General features: G+C 45.2%; 11 protein-coding genes. 6 read left to right on the plus strand and 5 right to left on the minus strand.

Annotation, left to right across the window (positions count from 1 at the left end; genetic code table 11):
* The first annotated feature begins 5 nt into the window (after positions 1-5).
* Entirely contained in the window at positions 6-434 is a 429-nt protein-coding gene (locus PBT90_RS11030; RefSeq protein ID WP_264810632.1) for a MauE/DoxX family redox-associated membrane protein, read from the plus strand.
* Between the two features lie 475 nt (positions 435-909).
* Positions 910-1,167 carry a hypothetical protein gene (locus PBT90_RS11035; RefSeq protein ID WP_264810633.1) on the plus strand — a complete coding sequence of 86 codons (258 nt, stop codon included), beginning with the start codon at positions 910-912 and terminating at the stop codon, positions 1,165-1,167.
* Positions 1,168-1,214: 47 nt separating this feature from the next.
* Here PBT90_RS11035 and PBT90_RS11040 read toward each other — a convergent pair whose 3' ends face one another.
* The 3 genes from PBT90_RS11040 to PBT90_RS11050 are packed head-to-tail and all read right to left on the minus strand — an operon-like array spanning position 1,215 to position 7,511.
* On the minus strand, positions 1,215-2,528 hold the full coding sequence (locus PBT90_RS11040) for a RagB/SusD family nutrient uptake outer membrane protein (RefSeq protein WP_264810634.1): 1,314 nt from the start codon (positions 2,526-2,528) through the stop codon (positions 1,215-1,217).
* Positions 2,529-2,544: 16 nt separating this feature from the next.
* Positions 2,545-5,745, minus strand: a complete 3,201-nt coding sequence (locus tag PBT90_RS11045) for a SusC/RagA family TonB-linked outer membrane protein (protein ID WP_264810635.1) — start codon at positions 5,743-5,745, stop codon at positions 2,545-2,547.
* Positions 5,742-7,511: a TlpA family protein disulfide reductase gene (locus PBT90_RS11050; RefSeq protein ID WP_264810636.1), complete on the minus strand. Its 1,770-nt coding sequence runs from the start codon at positions 7,509-7,511 to the stop codon at positions 5,742-5,744. The genes PBT90_RS11045 and PBT90_RS11050 overlap by 4 nt, the downstream gene beginning before the upstream one ends.
* A gap of 991 nt (positions 7,512-8,502) precedes the next feature.
* Between PBT90_RS11050 and PBT90_RS11055 the strand changes: the two genes are divergently transcribed.
* From PBT90_RS11055 to PBT90_RS11070, 4 genes are all read left to right on the plus strand, one after another.
* The gene (locus tag PBT90_RS11055; RefSeq protein ID WP_264810637.1) at positions 8,503-8,898 is read left to right on the plus strand and encodes a helix-turn-helix domain-containing protein; all 396 of its coding nucleotides are present in this window, start codon (positions 8,503-8,505) and stop codon (positions 8,896-8,898) included.
* Positions 8,899-8,960: 62 nt separating this feature from the next.
* A complete protein-coding gene (locus tag PBT90_RS11060; RefSeq protein WP_270129297.1) occupies positions 8,961-9,884 on the plus strand; it encodes a hypothetical protein in 924 nt (307 codons plus the stop codon).
* Positions 9,884-10,333 carry a type II toxin-antitoxin system VapC family toxin gene (locus tag PBT90_RS11065; protein ID WP_270129298.1) on the plus strand — a complete coding sequence of 150 codons (450 nt, stop codon included), beginning with the start codon at positions 9,884-9,886 and terminating at the stop codon, positions 10,331-10,333. Before PBT90_RS11060 ends, PBT90_RS11065 begins: the two co-directional genes overlap by 1 nt.
* Positions 10,334-10,630: 297 nt before the next feature.
* A complete protein-coding gene (locus tag PBT90_RS11070) occupies positions 10,631-10,939 on the plus strand; it encodes a hypothetical protein (protein WP_270129299.1) in 309 nt (102 codons plus the stop codon).
* A gap of 3,227 nt (positions 10,940-14,166) precedes the next feature.
* Here the strand turns inward: PBT90_RS11070 and PBT90_RS11075 are convergent.
* Positions 14,167-15,348, minus strand: a complete 1,182-nt coding sequence (locus PBT90_RS11075; RefSeq protein WP_270129300.1) for a hypothetical protein — start codon at positions 15,346-15,348, stop codon at positions 14,167-14,169.
* 134 nt (positions 15,349-15,482) lie between these two features.
* Positions 15,483-16,607 (minus strand): glycosyltransferase, encoded by a 1,125-nt coding sequence (locus PBT90_RS11080; protein ID WP_270129301.1) that lies wholly within the window; start codon positions 16,605-16,607, stop codon positions 15,483-15,485.
* Positions 16,608-16,609: the final 2 nt, after the last annotated feature.

Raw genomic sequence — 16,609 nt, forward strand, 5'->3', positions numbered from 1 at the left:
TGGTAATGAAGAACAGCAAATTATCGGAAACAATAACAGAAGGAATATCCTGGGTACTGGCATTCTTATTTGCGTATACTGCTCTCAGCAAAATCTATGATTGGAAAGCCACCAAAACTGCATTCTATAATCAGGCAATTCCAGATTGGTCTAAGGAAGTAATACTCTACGTTATTCCTGGAATTGAAATCCTTATCTCAGTTTTTCTATTACTCCCAAAGCTTAGAAAAACAGGGCTTTTTTCAAGTATGCTGTTAATGGGAATATTTACAGGATATGTGGCCTTGGTTTGGATTGGATGGACAGCTAAAATCCCATGTAGTTGTGGAGGTGTGCTAGAATCATTTAGTTGGGGCGAACATCTTCTCTTCAATCTGGTGATTTTGATGATTTCGATTATGGGGTACTGGCTAAGTAAGAATCAGAAAGTTTAAAGTGAGTGAATTTAAAATTGTTGGGGATTGGGGATTGGGGAAGCATGCCGCAAGTGTGCAAGGCAATAGCCAAGGGCTTGCCTCGATTGCCGGGTCCCTGGGTTAAGGATATAATTGTCACCAGCGCTGGCCTCGGATCGCCAATCGGAAACGAAGGTATTTTGCCAGCAAGATGAAGACAAAATGCAGTCAGAAGACTCGCGCTAGTATAGCAGGACCACGCGATGAATTCAAGTTCAGCTTCTGGAGAAGCAGGACCAGGTGAAGAAGGACAATGCGATAGAAAGAAAAAGAAAACACAGTCCGTGAATCCGCGAGGCGGGTGCCGGACATCAGCAGGGGGAACGAATCTGAAATGCGCAGTTCAGATTTTAATCTGGCCACCCCTCTCAAAAAGGTTTACCTGCACTATGGGCCCCGCAGAAAACAACTCAGTGACCGGATGTCAAAGTTCAAAAATTTAACCTATAATATTATGAAAATCTCAATTTTAAACCTCCTACGTGGAGGTGTATTTTCGCTTGCTGTGGTAGCCGCGTTTGCGTTTACCACGCCCCAAAACCATACGACTACTTATGCGACTCCCAATGGAGGTACCAGCTGGGTAATCGTGGATGATTTAGTCATTGATGAGGACTACGAATGTGTCCCCGGAAATGAGGCCTGTACCTATAGCCAGCCTTCTATGGCCCATCCTATAGGAAATACAGATAAGAAGTTCAGAATTCTTTAATCTGAATTTATAAAGGGGTAAGGAGGGTGTTCCTTACCCCTACTTTTTTAATAAAAAGACAGCTCCCTAGCAGGAACCGGCAGAACATACTTTTCAGATTCGGGTGTTAATTGATAATGTGTCCCTTCAAATTCCCTCACAAGTATGGTTTGAAATCGGTCATCCTTGTTAATTCTCCGCAAATCAGACCACCTTAACCCCCTAAACGGTAGTTCTTTTCTCCGCTCTTTAAGAATGATCCCCAATGCATCTGTTTCATTAGAAAATTCTATCCCTTCCCAGCCTGGCACCATTCTCCTTTCAAGTAAGTAACTGAGCATCTTTTCCCCTTCTTCCAACTCACCTGTTCTGACCAGAGACTCCGCATAAATCAGATATGCCTCGTTTAGTGATAAACCTCCAAATACAGGTCTCCCACTGAGATAACTTCCCCTAAAATTGATAAACCCGCTTGACCGGGTGACATAAAACATAGAAGCCCTTAAGTCCTCTTCGGAATATAGCCCGAGCAATTCAGGAGACATCTGAAATCCAGATTGGGAATTGAAATAACTGGTTCCCCCTATTCTGGCCAGCCATATAATCTCTGAATTAAACGAAGGTATGGGATAAGTATTTGAGGGGTCCAACTCATTGAAATCCATTAACTCCCCTCCCATTTCTATGACTTTCCCTGCCGCATCTTTTGCAGTTTCGTAATCCTCCCAATCCAAAAACACACGGGCCATCAGAGCATAGGCCGCCTGCTTGGAAGGCCTGGAAAGATAAGAAGGATTAGTTGGGAGCAAGCCAACTGCCTGGTCCAGGTCTTCCCGTATCAGATCCCGGATAGCTTGCCTAGTGGCCAGCTCGGGCTTGAGCACCATACTGGTAGATTTCCTGATGGGAATCTTCAGTTCCAGACCTGTGTTTTCCAGATTTGGACCTTCCAAAAACAGCGTGGACAAGCTGAAATAGGCATGTGCCCTAAAAAAGAGAGCCGTTCCTGTTAATTCGTTCTTCTTTAAACCATCAGGCAGACCCTGCAATGATTCCAAACATACATTCGCGATCTGAATCTGGTTGTACCTATCACGCCAATCAAAGACCAGTTCATCCGGTTGAAGCGGTCTGGGTGTCCAGAGGTAGAAATTCTGTTCCAACAATTCCATGGAACTGATGGCCGTCTCATCGGCATAGAACTCATCGCCCAGCACCACTGAAAGTGTTGAATTATAGTTCATAGTAGAAGCATTGTCCAGCAGCGCTTCCACGGACTCCAAGGAATCCGGGGTATCAATGGCCTTATTGGGCTTCACATCCAAAAAGGTATCGCAGGCAGCAAAGAGTAGCAGCGATCCTATCATCAGGTAATTTTTCATTTTTTCAAGTTTAGGGTTAGAAATTGACCCGAAGGCCTAAAGCGGCTGTTCTCAAAGGTTTCATTCCGGGGAAATCCGGATCCTGGGTATCATCGGAGGCTTTCCATATCATCCCCAGGTTATTCAGATAGGAGAAGACCTCCAGCCGTTGGAAGGGCAGGCCTACATGGACGTTCCTGTCCCAGGAGTATCCCAATCTGATATCCTGCAGGCGGATATGGTCCCCTTTTTCTACCAATACCGAAGCAAACTGATAAAAATTCTGTCTTTGGAAATCCATGCCAACAGGTTGGGAAGGGATCTGTGTCTGCTGTTCATCGCCCGGTTCTCTCCAACGCTTTTCATAGTCGGCATGGGAGATCTCCCCACTGGACAGGGCCATGTAATCCACCGAACTACGGCGGTAGTAGTAGCCCAGTCTAAATGAAATATTTACTGAAAGACTCCATCCTCTCCAGTCCAGCCCGTTTCTGATGGAACCGAATATCGAAGGCCTGGCAGGACCATGGAAGCGGAGCCCATCCGGTGTGGCACCGTAGATAATGGATGAATAATTTTCGGATATTTCTCCGTCCAGAAATCCCTGGGGATCCCCGGTATCAGGATCAAGTCCTGCCCAGGGATAGGAATAAACCGAGAAAAGAGGGTTCCCTTCCAGAGGAACTACGTTCCCCGCTGATCCCATCATTTGGGAAGCATTTCTTGCGCCTTCATACCGGATCACCTCATCCTTTACCCCGCTGAGCAACAACTGTGTGGACCAGCGTATAGGGTCCAGGATATTGATGCTGTTCAAGGTAAGATCAAATCCACTGGTTTTCGTTTCGGAAAAATTCCCCCTGATAGAATAGATGCCGTTGGAACCCGGTACCGGCGAGTCCCCTATCAGATCTTTGCCCCGCTTGGAGTAATACTCCAGTGTACCGCTCAGCCGTCCACTTTTATTTTCAAAATCCAGTCCCAGATTAAATATCCCGATCTTCTCCCATCTCAGATTGGGATTGGGGGGATTGGTAATGTAGGCATTGAGCAGTCCCGGTGCATAGGGATGGGAATTCAGATAAAGAATTGTGGTAAAGGCCGTGGTGGATTTATCCACATTGCCATTGTACCCATAGCTTACCCTGGCTTTCAAATAGGGCATCCATTCCCAATCATAAAATCCTTCTTCACTGATAATCCACCCTGCTCCGGTGCTCCAAAGCGGAACCCCCCGCTGGTTAGTCTCCACACCGAAGAGATTGGACAGGTCCTTTCTGGCACTGGCTGAGAGGGTATATTTCCTTTTGTAGGTATAAGCAGCATTGCCGAAATAGGACACATACCGATCTACCATTCCGGTATGGGTGCCCATGTAGGGAATAGTCTGTAAGGATCCCGGATTATAATATTGGCGAAACTGGGTAATGAAATCCACAGGACTGGAGAGTCCCTTGGCATCATCGTAGCCATAATAGCGCATCTGGTCCGAATAGGATTGGATATCCCTCATTTCCCATCCTGCCAGGGCATTCAGCTCATGCGATTTTCTGGTAAGGCTGTAGCTGAGGTTAGTCCTTAGGTTGTGACTGGAGGCATCTGCTGTTTGGTGGGTAAACCTGCTGCCCAAGGGAACCGGCAAATGAAGCATGCCTGAGTCATCTACCTGGGTGAAGCTGTTGATCTGGTGCCTCACTGCATACAGATCTTCAGTTTCTATGTTGCGGTTTTCGCTTTGGTTTGACCAATATTGGTATAAGACCTGCGCTTTCAGCCCTTCTGCCAGCTGGTAGGAAATCCCCAGATTAGCCCTCCAGTCCATCGCGGTAGTCCGGTTGTTCCTTTGCCCCAATTCATCCAAAGGAACATAGTTCCAATCCAACAGTTCCGATCCCTGTGTGCTTTCCACAAATCTATCGTTCAGTAAGCCGACCACAGGAACTGCATTTCCCTGGGTATCGGTCAGGGTTTCATAGGGGTACAGCGTAGGAACTTCCGTACGGAGCATCCGTCTATTTCTGCTCAGGTATAATCCCGTGGAAATATCCAATCGGTTTTTCAGCAGTCTCCAGTCCTGTTTCGCATTCAGTGTGAGCCTGTCATTGGTATTGTCTTTGATTTCCTCCTGATTGGCATCATAGCCAGCCGAAAAGCTGAAGCGGTAGAATTCTCCACCGCCGCTCACCTGAACTGCATTTTGCAACCTGACCTCTGGCCTATAATAGTGTTGCATCAGTTCGGCCCTTGCATCCTGGGTGGTGAATTGTTGGAGTCTGTTAGCTGCTTCCAGCTCGGTAATCCGCCCTTCCCTTGCAGCCAAGAGTGTTTCCACTACCGGAGAGACAGGAAGTTGCGCACTGTTCGTGATTCTGAAATCATAATATCCCTGCCCAAAAAGGGTCCTTTCCTGCCCCACGAAGCTTGTCATATCCATTAAGGGCTGATAGAACAGGTCAGGTTTCTCCCCCACTGTGACATTTGACTGCAGGGAAACCTGGATCGGCTGCTTGAATTTTCCTGATTTGGTTGTGATCACTATGACACCATTGCCGGCCTGGGCTCCCCAGATGGATGCGGCCGCAGCATCTTTCAATATGGTCATACTGGCCACGTCGTTGGGGTTAATGTTTTCCACAGGGCCTTCATAAGGCAAATTGTCAATGACAATCAAGGGCTGGGTGTTTCCAAAAAGCGTACTCCTGCCCCTGATGCTGATCTTATCGTCCAAAGCCCCTGAACGGTTGAAAATCACCCCAGAGGCCACATCTTCTAGTCTGTCGAGGATTTGGGTGGAAACCCTTCTATCCACCAACTCCTGGTCCAGAAAGTCAAAGGATCCAGTTGCCCTTTCTTTCGGGATTTCCTGATACCCTGTGGAGAGTACCTCCACCTGATCCAGGCCTATCTCATCTGTTTCCAGCACAGTATCCAGCTGGCTAAAACCAGTTTGGACCTTCACTTTTTGGCGCAGCGTCTTGAAGCCTATAAAACTGATAACCAGCTCATATTCACCGGGAGGAAGGTGAAGGGTGAAATTCCCGGATCCATCGGTGATTGCTGATGTTTTGGGATCTGTGACCAAAACCGTGGCCCCGACAACAGGGTTTCCTGAGGATTCTTCGAGTACGGAGCCTTTGATCCCCGAAGCGGATTGGTAGGCATGGACTGGCATCCAATGTACGGACAGCAGTAAGAGCATTACAAGGAATGCCGGAGGAGATACTATTAACTTTCTCATGGGGTATGGATTGGGGTTTGGTCTGGGTCAGGATCAGTTGAAGAAAGGTCATCGAGGTAAGCCAGAATGAGTTGGCGCCAACCTTCCAGTGTAGTGGGAAAATCCCCCGTCTGAAGAATCCTCCTACCGCTGTCAAGCAGCAGCTGTTCCGGAAAGGCCTGGATATGGTATTGCTTCAGCGCGGGGTGCGTGACTCCCCCGGCAAATAAGTCCAGGGTATGCAGGGCGGTAAAGTGCTTCTTCTCCAAAGTAGATTCCCAAAGCTCCCGGTCGCTGTCCCCGGTAATGGTCACGAACAGGATGTCCGGGTGGTCGCCGAACTCCTCTACCAGTGGGAGGAATTTATTTTTGGCAAATGCCATGCAGGCCCCGCAGCCGCTTAGCCAGAAATCCAGAAAGACCAGCTTTCCGTTCCAGGATTCGGGATAAACCTGCTCACCTTTTTCGTTCCAGAAAGGCTCGTTCATGAATTCCTTCCCTTTCAGGTTGCCCATGAGGATTTCTTTCAGATACATCACTACATGGGGATTTTCTACCTCTGTGATCAGGGAAGAGATCCGTGCTTCAGAATCTGCCAGGTCTTTGTACTGCCGGACGAGAAAGAAAGCCTGGACCTGTTGCCGGAGGTGTTCCGGCAGGCTTTCGGTCAGGTGGTCAAAGTCTATTTCCGTATATCCTTCCAGCAGCAGATTTTCCAGATAGAGGGATTCCAGCAGTTCCATCGGGAATTCAGTCTGTTTTTTTATCCTGTCCATTGCCTGTCCTTCCAGCAGGTTTTCCATAAGCAGCTGTGCCCATTCCACATCGAATGACTTGTTCAGATAAATGAATTCCAGCGCCTGCATCCTGAGTTTGGCTTTCCAATAGAGCCATAGCCAATCATAAATTGCCGGCTGTATTAAGTCTTCAAACCGTGCCAGTTCACGGAACACCGGATGGCTGTCTTCTGTACCGGCAAACAGAAACCTGGCTCGGCCCAGGCGATCTTCTTGCTGGATGAGCAGCTCCATTTTCCTGTTCCATCCGGGTACATAGTTGTCTGATATCTCTTGATAGGAAGCCTGTGCTTCCGGGGAGTCCAACACTCTTTCCATGGAAGAAGTGAGGATAATGGGATTGGTCGTCTGCTCCCATGCAGCTGCCAGATCCTGAAGCTCCACCTGTAAGCGGAGCTGATCCTGGTCAGGCCCCAAAAAAAGGATTTTACCCGAACTTTGGTCCAGGCTTATCCTGATGGAATCTCCCGGCTGCACCCAGATATCCTGCACCAGCGGGCGCTTGCCCTGAAACAGGTCCAGTCTCCCAAACCCATCTGCAATCGGAAGCAGGGCCTCGGCTTCCCATAGCCCCATGGTTCCCTTCAAAAACTGCCCTTCAAGCAGCTTCATGGAATCATGGTATAGAGTTCTATAATCATACCGCAGGTCCAACTCGTGTGAGCTCAAGCGGAAACTTAATGCTTCCGGCGTTTGGCCTGGGGGCGGTGCCACTTCCATACGTAGGTGTATTCCATTTCCAGGAGATTGGATAGTAGGCTTTTCATTTCCCTGCCCCACCGAATCATCGGTATTGACCACACCGATTTCCGGTGACAAAATATCGGGACGGGTATCCCCGCCCCGATGGGTCTCCCCCACACCAGAGGAGACGGGGGGCATAGATCTATGAAGAAAATCCGCCCCGGGTGGATCAGCAACTTGTGCTGTGGATGTGCTTGTGGGTACGCATAGGTATCCCAGTAAGCAGATGAGTATTAATTTTTTCATGCTTTTGAATTTTAAGCTGGGAGACCGAAGACGGAAGTGGTTGATAGTCCATAGCCCTTAGTCGATAGTCCATAGTCGACCACAGTCCACGGCCGTGAGTGGAACAGGATTAGCAGTGGCAGTCGCAGGAGACAGTCGTCAATATTACCGTCATTGCGATCCCGAGAATCGGGAGAAGCAATCTCAACCTGCTTAGCACTAACTATTATGAGATTGCTTTGTCAAGCCACTCTCCTATCGTCGAGTGCCTTTCCTCGCAATGACGTGCACCTTACCAAATCTTGGCTCTAGACTCTAGGCTCTAGTATCTAGCTACTTGCTACTTCCCACAAGACATAGTTTTTCCACCTTAGCCTACTTGGCCAACCAGCAATAAATAAATACTAAGAAATCTGTCAGCGCTACCGGCTACTGTGAGCTTGCTGACCTGAGTGCGTAGTAACCGATCTGCTCAGGGATGTGCACCTCCCCTTTCACGGTCAGAACCTGAAATATGCATTAGCTAATCTACTGCGGGCTAAAGTTGCTTTATAATCAGTCGCTTGGCTGCTGTTTTCGAATTCACCATAGCCGTACTATGCCTCATTCTCCAAACAGCCTGATTCTTTTGCAACTTGACCCCTCGCTACGAAACCTAATGCAGAATCCAGGTTAAAAAGAAATCCTCAAATAGGATTCTTGGGCTTCAGGGGATACAGGCGATCATCCATTGATTGCATACTTCCAAACTGTACAGCCAGAACCAAAACTTCAAAATGGACAATAGAGCGTCCACCTTCTCTTTGAATTAGAGAAGAAGAAAGAAAAAAGGCAGAAATTGTCTCAGAATGTCCCATTTCAAATGATTCTTGGACAATTTTACCTAGATGTTTCATCAAAAAAGAATAAATTCGGTAGTATAATCTCTATAAATAGTAGTTTAACACTACTATTCACAATTATCGGCATCTAATAGGCTTATAAGCCGTATTTTTGAACAAATAATTTCATTATGAGAGAAGAAGAATCAGATTTCACTGTATTGGAGAATAAAAAGATCGGTAGGAATTTCTATATGTACCGTAAGTTAACCGACACCAAAGCGATGGAGGTAGCTGAGTTCCTAGGCATCAAGGAAGCTACCTATACCAAGTACGAGCGGGGCGAAAGCAAGATCACCGTGGATATGGTGCAGAAAGTCTCTGAGTTTTTTAAGGTTGATCCACTTCAGTTAATTTCTACCCAACCAAGCTACGTAATTGAGAACTTAAAAAAATCTCCGTTCTCATTCAATGGGAATGTTGAAACGCATTATTCGGATAAATCACAAACTGAGGTAATGATGAAGATGATGGATACTATGCTGCAGATGAATGAGGCGATTAAAAAAATATTGGAAGGAAAGTGAATGGGCAATACCTTCCATCGAATAATGTGGGTATAAGGAGTAGCTTGAACTAAAAACGAGTCATGAAGTATGAACTAAAAATAGCACATGCATTAGATACTGCGGGCAGCATAGACCTACAGAGGCTTTCCAGCATCTCAGATAGTTTGAGAAAAATAGCGGAAGGTGCTTTGATGCTTAGACTCAAAGGACTCAGCAAAGCGAAAAAATCATTTAAACTGGAAGATGCACTTAGAATTACTTTGACAGGCCTGGAAAAAGGCAGTACCATTTTATGCCTACACAGTCAAACTTTTGAAAAGACCCTTCCATCTTTTCAAACAAATCTATTCAGAATAGCCCATCAGCAGGATTTACCCCATAAGACTCCAATAAGTCTTGTAGCAGAATCCTTCCAAGCGGCGTTGGATAATCCTGATGAAAGTGAGCTATTGGACAAGCCCTTACTAAAGGAGCTTTTAAACTTCAAAAAGTCATTTAAGAGTGATGAAGAGGTTTTCTCAATAAAAAATGAAGGTTCATTTGCTGGACTTTCCCTAAGAAAATCAGATTTTAAAAAGATTCAGTTAATAGAAGAAGAAATCCCTGCTTCAGAAGCAGTCCTAATCAATGGAAGAATAGAAGAGTTGAAATTCAGCACCCAAAAAGTAAGAATATTGACCAAAGAAGGCCTGGTAGATGCTTTTCTGTCGGAAAAATTCGACACTGATAAAATTTCAGATTGGTGGGGCAAGGAGGCAACCGTAGTGGGAACGAAGCATTATAAGCCTGGGAAAAGATTTGCCATAGAAATAGAGCAGCTAGTTGAGCAAGGCGGTGGGGATAGTTTTTTCTCTAAAAAACCCAGACATGAAAACCTGGAGGAGCAGATCAACAGGCAATTGAAAGAGGGCAAGGAGATCAATCCTTTGAGCCTAATCGTGGGTTCCTGGCCGGGATCAGAAACGGACGAGGAATTTGAAGCATCATTAAAAGAATTAGATTGATGAGAAAGGTTCTCCTAGACACATCGCTGATTCTTCATTATATGAGAGGTGATGCTACTTATACTAGAGTCGAGGAGGAATATAATTTATTGACAGATCCCGGTACCATAATTTTACTTTCTGCAATCAGTATAGGGGAAATTGAAGGCTTTTTTCTAAGAAAAAATTACGGTCAAAAACAGACTGAGCGTTGGAGAAAACTTCTGGAGAAATCTATCATATTGTCTATAGACGGAAGAGATGAAAAACTGATGCAAGCATATGCTGAAATACAGGCATATTGTCAGAATAATCATCCCACTTTAAACGCTGGGAAATCAAAAACCATAGGTCAAAATGATATGTGGATTGCAGCTACAGCGTCTGTAATCAATGCTGTGTTATTCACAAAAGACAAAGATTTTGTTCATTTGAAAGAAGGGTTTATTGATCTTGTAAAAATCGATTGATTCTTAGTAAAACGATGAAAAAAAGATCATCGTTTGAGCTAGTGGGGCTAATATTCTTGAACAATACTTCTTTGAATAAGGTTGCTTGTCCTGATATTCTATCGGGAGCTGGCAGTCTGAAGGCTGCATTATCGCAGGTCTAAGCCCGCCTGTCGTCGGACAGGTCTGAAGACTTGGACCAGAAGTGGGCCAACTTTCTACAATCAGGTCAAAAAGACTTAGACCAGATGGGGCGACCAAAAGCTTAACTTTAGAGGTAATCTTACGTTAGATTAGGAAACCAAAATCAACCTTATTATGAAACTTATTTTTCCTACTGACCCATTGATCAGCGCAGATATCCCCAGCGATTATCCCATTCCTCCCATAGGCGAGGAATTTTACATACGCTTTGAAACATTCGTGACCGATCCGGAAGATTGGAAAAAGGTGAAGGGACTATTGGATGGAGAGGGTTTGACGGTAGAGCGTGTGGAAGATGGAAAAATCTATCTCTATGAAGGGCAAAAAGTAGATCTGCAAGGTACCATAGAAAGTGATGAGTACATGCCTTCTATAGTCCAGTATTGGCAAGAACATCCAGAGACTAAGCCGGATTCAAAATAGGGAGTGGGCGGTTGGCTGTTGGCAAAAGTTGGCAGTACCACGAAATAAAAATCTTACGGTTTGTTGCTAGACATTGCAAATGTCGCGTAGCGGGAGTGGAGAGATTGGCAGTCAGGAGACTGCATTATAAGGGTCTAAGCCCACCTGTCGTCGGACAGGTCTGGAGATTTAGACCAGATGGGGAAGTTAACGATCAAATGGTCTGTGGGACACAGACCACGGTGGATATTATGAAATAAAGTCGTTCGTGATGACACGAACGGCGGCGACAAAAATCTTAAGAGTTGGAGTTGCCTTTGCAAATATCGAATAACAGAAGCAGGCTGAAGGCCTGCCATAGTTATAGCCCAGGGTAAGGAGGCACGACGCAACCCTGGGTGGAAAATCGCAATTTATCGCCAGCGCTGGCTCGGGATCGCATGTCGGAGACGAGGGTATAATTGCCAGCAAGATTAACTAACACCAATATTGGACAGCTATTTTTATTCAATCGACAACTCCACTATTTACCATAATGGCTTGTGCGAAAGGTGCTTTCTCTTGATACTTTTGAGACCAAAAGTATCCAAAAGTCTTTGCCAGAGGCTATGCTTCAAATCGGCCAATAATTATAAAAAAAACAAAGATTGTTCACCGATTTGATTTTTGGTACTTGTCCAAGCCTAAAAATTGGCGGATCTCCCTCGCCCACTCGGGAGCTAGCCAATTTTCTTTACGGCTCAGACTGCATCCCAAAAACCGCATATACTCCATGGCACCCCAGTCCTAGTAACGACTTCATTTTAATAACTTCGTGGGAAGCGATATCGGCACCTAACCCAGGACAGGAAACATGACGTACACCTGTGACCTTCGGTATCCAATATTTTGGAGGTTGGGAGGTCGGGTGTCCGCTGACCGATGCTTGGTGTTGGGAAAACCCCAGCGGGGTGACAGATTTGTAGCGCGGGTTTTAACCCGGTGAAAAAAAATCAGGTCAGATCACAAGCGCTGGACCTGGATTTTCATTTGGAAACGCGAAGGTTGTGCCAGCAAGATGGAAGAGTTAAGAGTTTAAAGTGAAAAGTTTAAAGTTACCGTTTCGGTACTTTGACATTCGGAGTTCAATATTTTGGAGGTCGGGTGGCGGGTGACCGATGTTGGATGTTAGTTGAGATCTCTCAGTCGCATAATCAGACTTAGCTTCCCTTACCGATTAAGGTGCTCCTTCGAAATGACCGCTGCATAGAGATCGCGTTACAGGGTCATTTCGACGACGACGAAGGAGGAGGAGAAATCTCCATTGGTGACTCTGCTAGGATTACAATTGAGATCTCTCCTCGTACCTCGTCGAGATGACCAGAAGACAACGAGGGAGTGTTATACTGGTTTGAATTGGTAATGCAAGGAGAAATCTCTTTTGGCATTTCTGCACTAAACTACGAGAGATTTCTCAGTCGCAACAAGAGTGCTACTTCCTGAAAGTAGATCCTTACACTAGAAATTGAGACCCTGAAGGGGTCAAATCATTAATAGCCCAGGGTAAGGAGGCACGACGCAACCCTGGGTGGAAAATCGCAATTTATCGCCAGCGCTGGCCCGGGATCGCATGTCGGAGACGAATAGGTTTTGCCAGCAAGATTAACTAGCACCAATATTGGACAGCTATTTTTATTCAATCGACAACTCCACTATTTACCATAATGGCTTGTGCGAAAGGTGCTTTCTCTTGATACTTTTGAGACCAAAAGTATCCAAAAGTCTTTGCCAGAGTCTATGCTTCAAATCGGTCAATAATTATGAAAAAAATAAAGATTGTTCACCGATTTGATTTTTGGTACTTGTCCAAGCCTAAAAATTGGCGGATCTCCCTCGCCCACTCGGGAGCTAGCCAATTTTCTTCACGGCTCAGACTGCATCCCAAAAACCGCATATACTCCATGGCACCCCAGTCCTAGTAACGACTTCATTTTAATAACTTCGTGGGAAGCGATATCGGCACCTAACACAGGACAGGAAATAGGACGTACACCTGTGACCACCCGAGATCGCCTGGCGGAGACGAATAGGTTTTGCCAGCAAGATGGAAGAGTTGAAAGTTTAAAATGGAAAGTTTAAAGTTACTGATTTCGGTACTTTGACCTTCGGTATCCAATATTTTGGAGGTTGGGAGGTTGGGAGGTCGGGTGTCCGGCAGTTGAGTGGTGGAAAAACCCCAGCGGGGTGACAGATTTGTAGCACCGGGTTTTAACCCGGTGAAAAAAAATCAGGTCAGATCACAAGCGCTGGCCCTGGATTTTCATTTGGAAACGCGAAGGTTGTGCCAGCAAGATGGAAGAGTTGAGAGTTTAAAATGAAAAGTTTAAAGTTACCGTTTTCGGTACTTTGACATTCGGAGTTCAATATTTTGGAGGTCGGGTGTCGGGTGACCGATGTTTGCGTGTCGGGAAGTTGATTGAGATCTCTCAGTCGCATAATCAGACTTAGCTTCCCTAACCGATTCCGGAGCTCCTTCGAGATGACCGCCGCAGCGAGATCGCGTTACTGGGTCATTTCGACAACGACGAAGGAGGAGGAGAAATCTCTTTGGAAGTCAGAAGGCTAAAGTGTGAAATCTAAAACCTGAACCTCATACGCTTGGCCAGAATTAGACTCAATCACAGATGGAATAGTTTAAAATGAAAAGTTTAAAGTTACTGATTTCGGTACTTTGACCTTCGGTATCCAATATTTTGGAGGTTGGGAGGTTGGGAGGTCGGGTGTCCGGTGTTTGGGTGGTGGAAAAACCCCAGCGGGGTGACAGATTTGTAGCGCCGGGTTTTAACCCGGTGAAAAAAAATCAGGTCAGATCACAAGCGCTGGCCCTGGATTTTCATTTGGAAACGCGAAGGTTGTGCCAGCAAGATGGAAACGAAAACCGGATTGGAGTCCTACGGTTTGGAACAGCTCCTAATCAGGCGTTCAAACCGATCAACAAATCACGATCAGCGAAACCAATAGTGGTCTGTGCGGACACAGACCACGGTGCGGGATTCTGCTAGGGTTAAGAGGGAGATCTCTCCTTCCCGATGATTCGGGACAGGCTGTGCCTCGTCGAGATGACCAGAAGACAACAAGAGAGTGTTATACTGGTTTGAATTGGTAATGCGAGGAGAAATCTCCCCCTCTAATGAAACACAGAACCTTAAAAACTGCAACTGTCCACTGCGACTGAGACTTTCTACTGAAAACTGACCACCAGAAAAAAACTACCCCGCAGCACGCTTGCTCTTCCTGGCCTTAATCGCTTCTCTCTGCTTATAATACCTTACCTTTTCCTTCACTTGCTGTATGCGCAGCTTCTTATTATAGGCGATCAGAAAGAAGCAAAACAGCAAAAAGTAGATCATGGTCATATTCTTCATGCGCATGATAATCCCGGTGTTACTAAGCGCATTCATAAACGCCAGGGTTACCGGAATAAAGGTAATCATCCCTGCCTTGATAAACAGTGGCATATCCCGTATCGCTTCAGGAGTCCAGTTTCTATAGATAAAGAAACTCAGATATAGGTAAAGCAAATTTTCAAAAGAACTGAAAAAAGACACAAAATTATGCGCATCAAAGAAAAGTGGCCGGAACATATAGGTAAATAATTTCAAGGGCCAGGGGTAGCTCTGTAGGGCAAAACCAGACCCTACATTTCTCGTGTTCAATCCAGCACTTCGAACACCAGACATGGTTTCTAATGACTCTAAGCTCAGCTCTTCTATTCTTAAGGTTTCAAGGGTGCTGGGAAGCAATAAAACAGCTCCCACAGCAGCCAGGCTACTCAGGGCTATCTTATAGCCCAGTTTTACTTCCGAACCCATTAAAATGGCCAAGCCAGCCCCAGAAACTATGGCTTGCCCCATATGCGGCCTGGAAAGGTAAATAAAGAATAAAGCAATAACGGCCTGCCACCATCTCCCTTTATATTCTTGAATGGCAAATAGAAACCAAGCTATCCCCCAAAAGCAGATTGCATCCTTCCCCACCCCTGCAGTCCAGAAATGTAGATTCAGAAAGTAAAAAACGGTAGGAAATAGTGGGATACCAAAGACCTCATAATTTGTAGGAAATAACGCTGCTGTCATCACATAGATATAGCGTATCCCTATAAAGCCCAATGCCCCAAACAGAATATTCCCTGTCAAATAGGATAAGCCCATTAACTGACTTGGGATGTAGCATAACCACAAAATAAATGTAGTCCCTTCCCCAAAGTACGAGAACCAAGTAACCTCTCCTTTAATCAATACTTGTTCCATACCAAGTTTCCAATAGCCCTGAGAGTCCCCACCGTAATTAATAATATACCAGGTAAAGAAAAAGCTGAAGAAAATATGATAAGCCAGTAGATAATGGAGATGCAGCTCATACTTTTTAGGCAGCCCAAAGCGCTTCGCCATACTTGCATTAGAGTTGACAAGAGCGAGGATGACCAGAAGTATGACGATTATATCAAGCAATTTCCAAAGTCAATTTTATAAAAGCTGATTCTTGGACTAAGATCAGCGCAAGAGGTTGAAAGGGGGGCATTATTCTAAATTTCAATTTTTTTATTAGACAGCAATTCCAGATACAGTTTCTCTACCTCTTGGCAGTATCGCTCGGCAGTAAAATGCTTAAGGGCATGCTCTTTCCCTAATTCTCCCATTCTTCTACGGAGGTCAGGTTGGTCGATCAGAAGCTGAATCTTCTCTGCAATAGATTTGGGAGAACGGGGTGGTATTAGAAAGCCGGTTTGCCCATTCAAAACCACATCTTTTAAACCGCCTACATTTGAAGCTATAATTGGAAGTCCATGTAACATTGCTTCTGCTGCAACCAAACCAAATCCTTCTCTTGCAGATGGGATTACTAAAATATCCATCAATTTATAAAACAAATTGGTCTCTGATTGAAAGCCTGTAAAAATAATTTGATCCCAAAGTCCAGAATTCTTGGCAAGATTTTGGAGCGAATTTTTATCCTTCCCATCCCCTACTATTAGTACTTTTAAATCTTTATTACCGAGAATCTTAACTGCCTGTATTAAATCAGAAACCCGCTTATGGTCATCAAATAGCCGCCCTACCAACCCTATAATCAGTTGATCATCGTCTAAGGAATACTTCTTTTTTAGGGCTCTTAATTCATTTTCTCTGGGATTATTTGGAACCTGGACTCCATTTGTTATTACCCTGATTTTGACTGGCTGTATCCCTGTTTGTTCCTTTAAGTATGTTCCTACATTTGTGGAAATTGCTTGGATTACATCAGCTTGACTAGAAAACAGTCGAAGCAACAAATTAGCTTTTATAGATCGGTTTTGAGGATCCGAAGTTTCCTCAAATACAGTGACCGGAACATCCCAGAATAAAGAACCAAATGCCGCCATACTCATTCCTTCAAAGACTGCACCATGCAATATATGTGGTTTAAAGCTCTTAATTAACTTGCCCACCTGTCTATGCTTTAGCCATTCAAATGGATGCCTGAAAGCACCAACAGCTGTTATCTCTACCCCTTCTCTTTCTAAAGCTTCAGCAACAGGTCCACCTTTCCAGGTACATATTATTCTATGTTCAAATCTTTCTTTATCCAAGCCTCGAATTAAAGTTAGCAAGGTTTGCTCAACTCCTCCAAAGGCGATGGTTTCGATGCAGTGTAGGACTCGGATTTTCATAA

The sequence above is a fragment of the Algoriphagus sp. TR-M9 genome, from assembly GCF_027594545.1.
GTDB classification, from domain to species: Bacteria; Bacteroidota; Bacteroidia; order Cytophagales; family Cyclobacteriaceae; genus Algoriphagus; species Algoriphagus halophytocola.

Bases quoted from the DNA above. Each gene is read 5' to 3' on its own strand.
- PBT90_RS11045 (WP_264810635.1), bottom strand. From the start codon at position 5,745: ATGAGAAAGTTAATAGTATCTCCTCCGGCATTCCTTGTAATGCTCTTA.
- PBT90_RS11065 (WP_270129298.1), top strand. From the start codon at position 9,884: ATGAGAAAGGTTCTCCTAGACACATCGCTGATTCTTCATTATATGAGA.
- PBT90_RS11060 (WP_270129297.1), top strand. From the start codon at position 8,961: ATGAAGTATGAACTAAAAATAGCACATGCATTAGATACTGCGGGCAGC.
- PBT90_RS11030 (WP_264810632.1), top strand. From the start codon at position 6: ATGAAGAACAGCAAATTATCGGAAACAATAACAGAAGGAATATCCTGG.
- PBT90_RS11070 (WP_270129299.1), top strand. From the start codon at position 10,631: ATGAAACTTATTTTTCCTACTGACCCATTGATCAGCGCAGATATCCCC.
- PBT90_RS11050 (WP_264810636.1), bottom strand. From the start codon at position 7,511: ATGAAAAAATTAATACTCATCTGCTTACTGGGATACCTATGCGTACCC.
- PBT90_RS11040 (WP_264810634.1), bottom strand. From the start codon at position 2,528: ATGAAAAATTACCTGATGATAGGATCGCTGCTACTCTTTGCTGCCTGC.
- PBT90_RS11035 (WP_264810633.1), top strand. From the start codon at position 910: ATGAAAATCTCAATTTTAAACCTCCTACGTGGAGGTGTATTTTCGCTT.
- PBT90_RS11075 (WP_270129300.1), bottom strand. From the start codon at position 15,348: ATGGCGAAGCGCTTTGGGCTGCCTAAAAAGTATGAGCTGCATCTCCAT.
- PBT90_RS11055 (WP_264810637.1), top strand. From the start codon at position 8,503: ATGAGAGAAGAAGAATCAGATTTCACTGTATTGGAGAATAAAAAGATC.
- PBT90_RS11080 (WP_270129301.1), bottom strand. From the start codon at position 16,607: ATGAAAATCCGAGTCCTACACTGCATCGAAACCATCGCCTTTGGAGGA.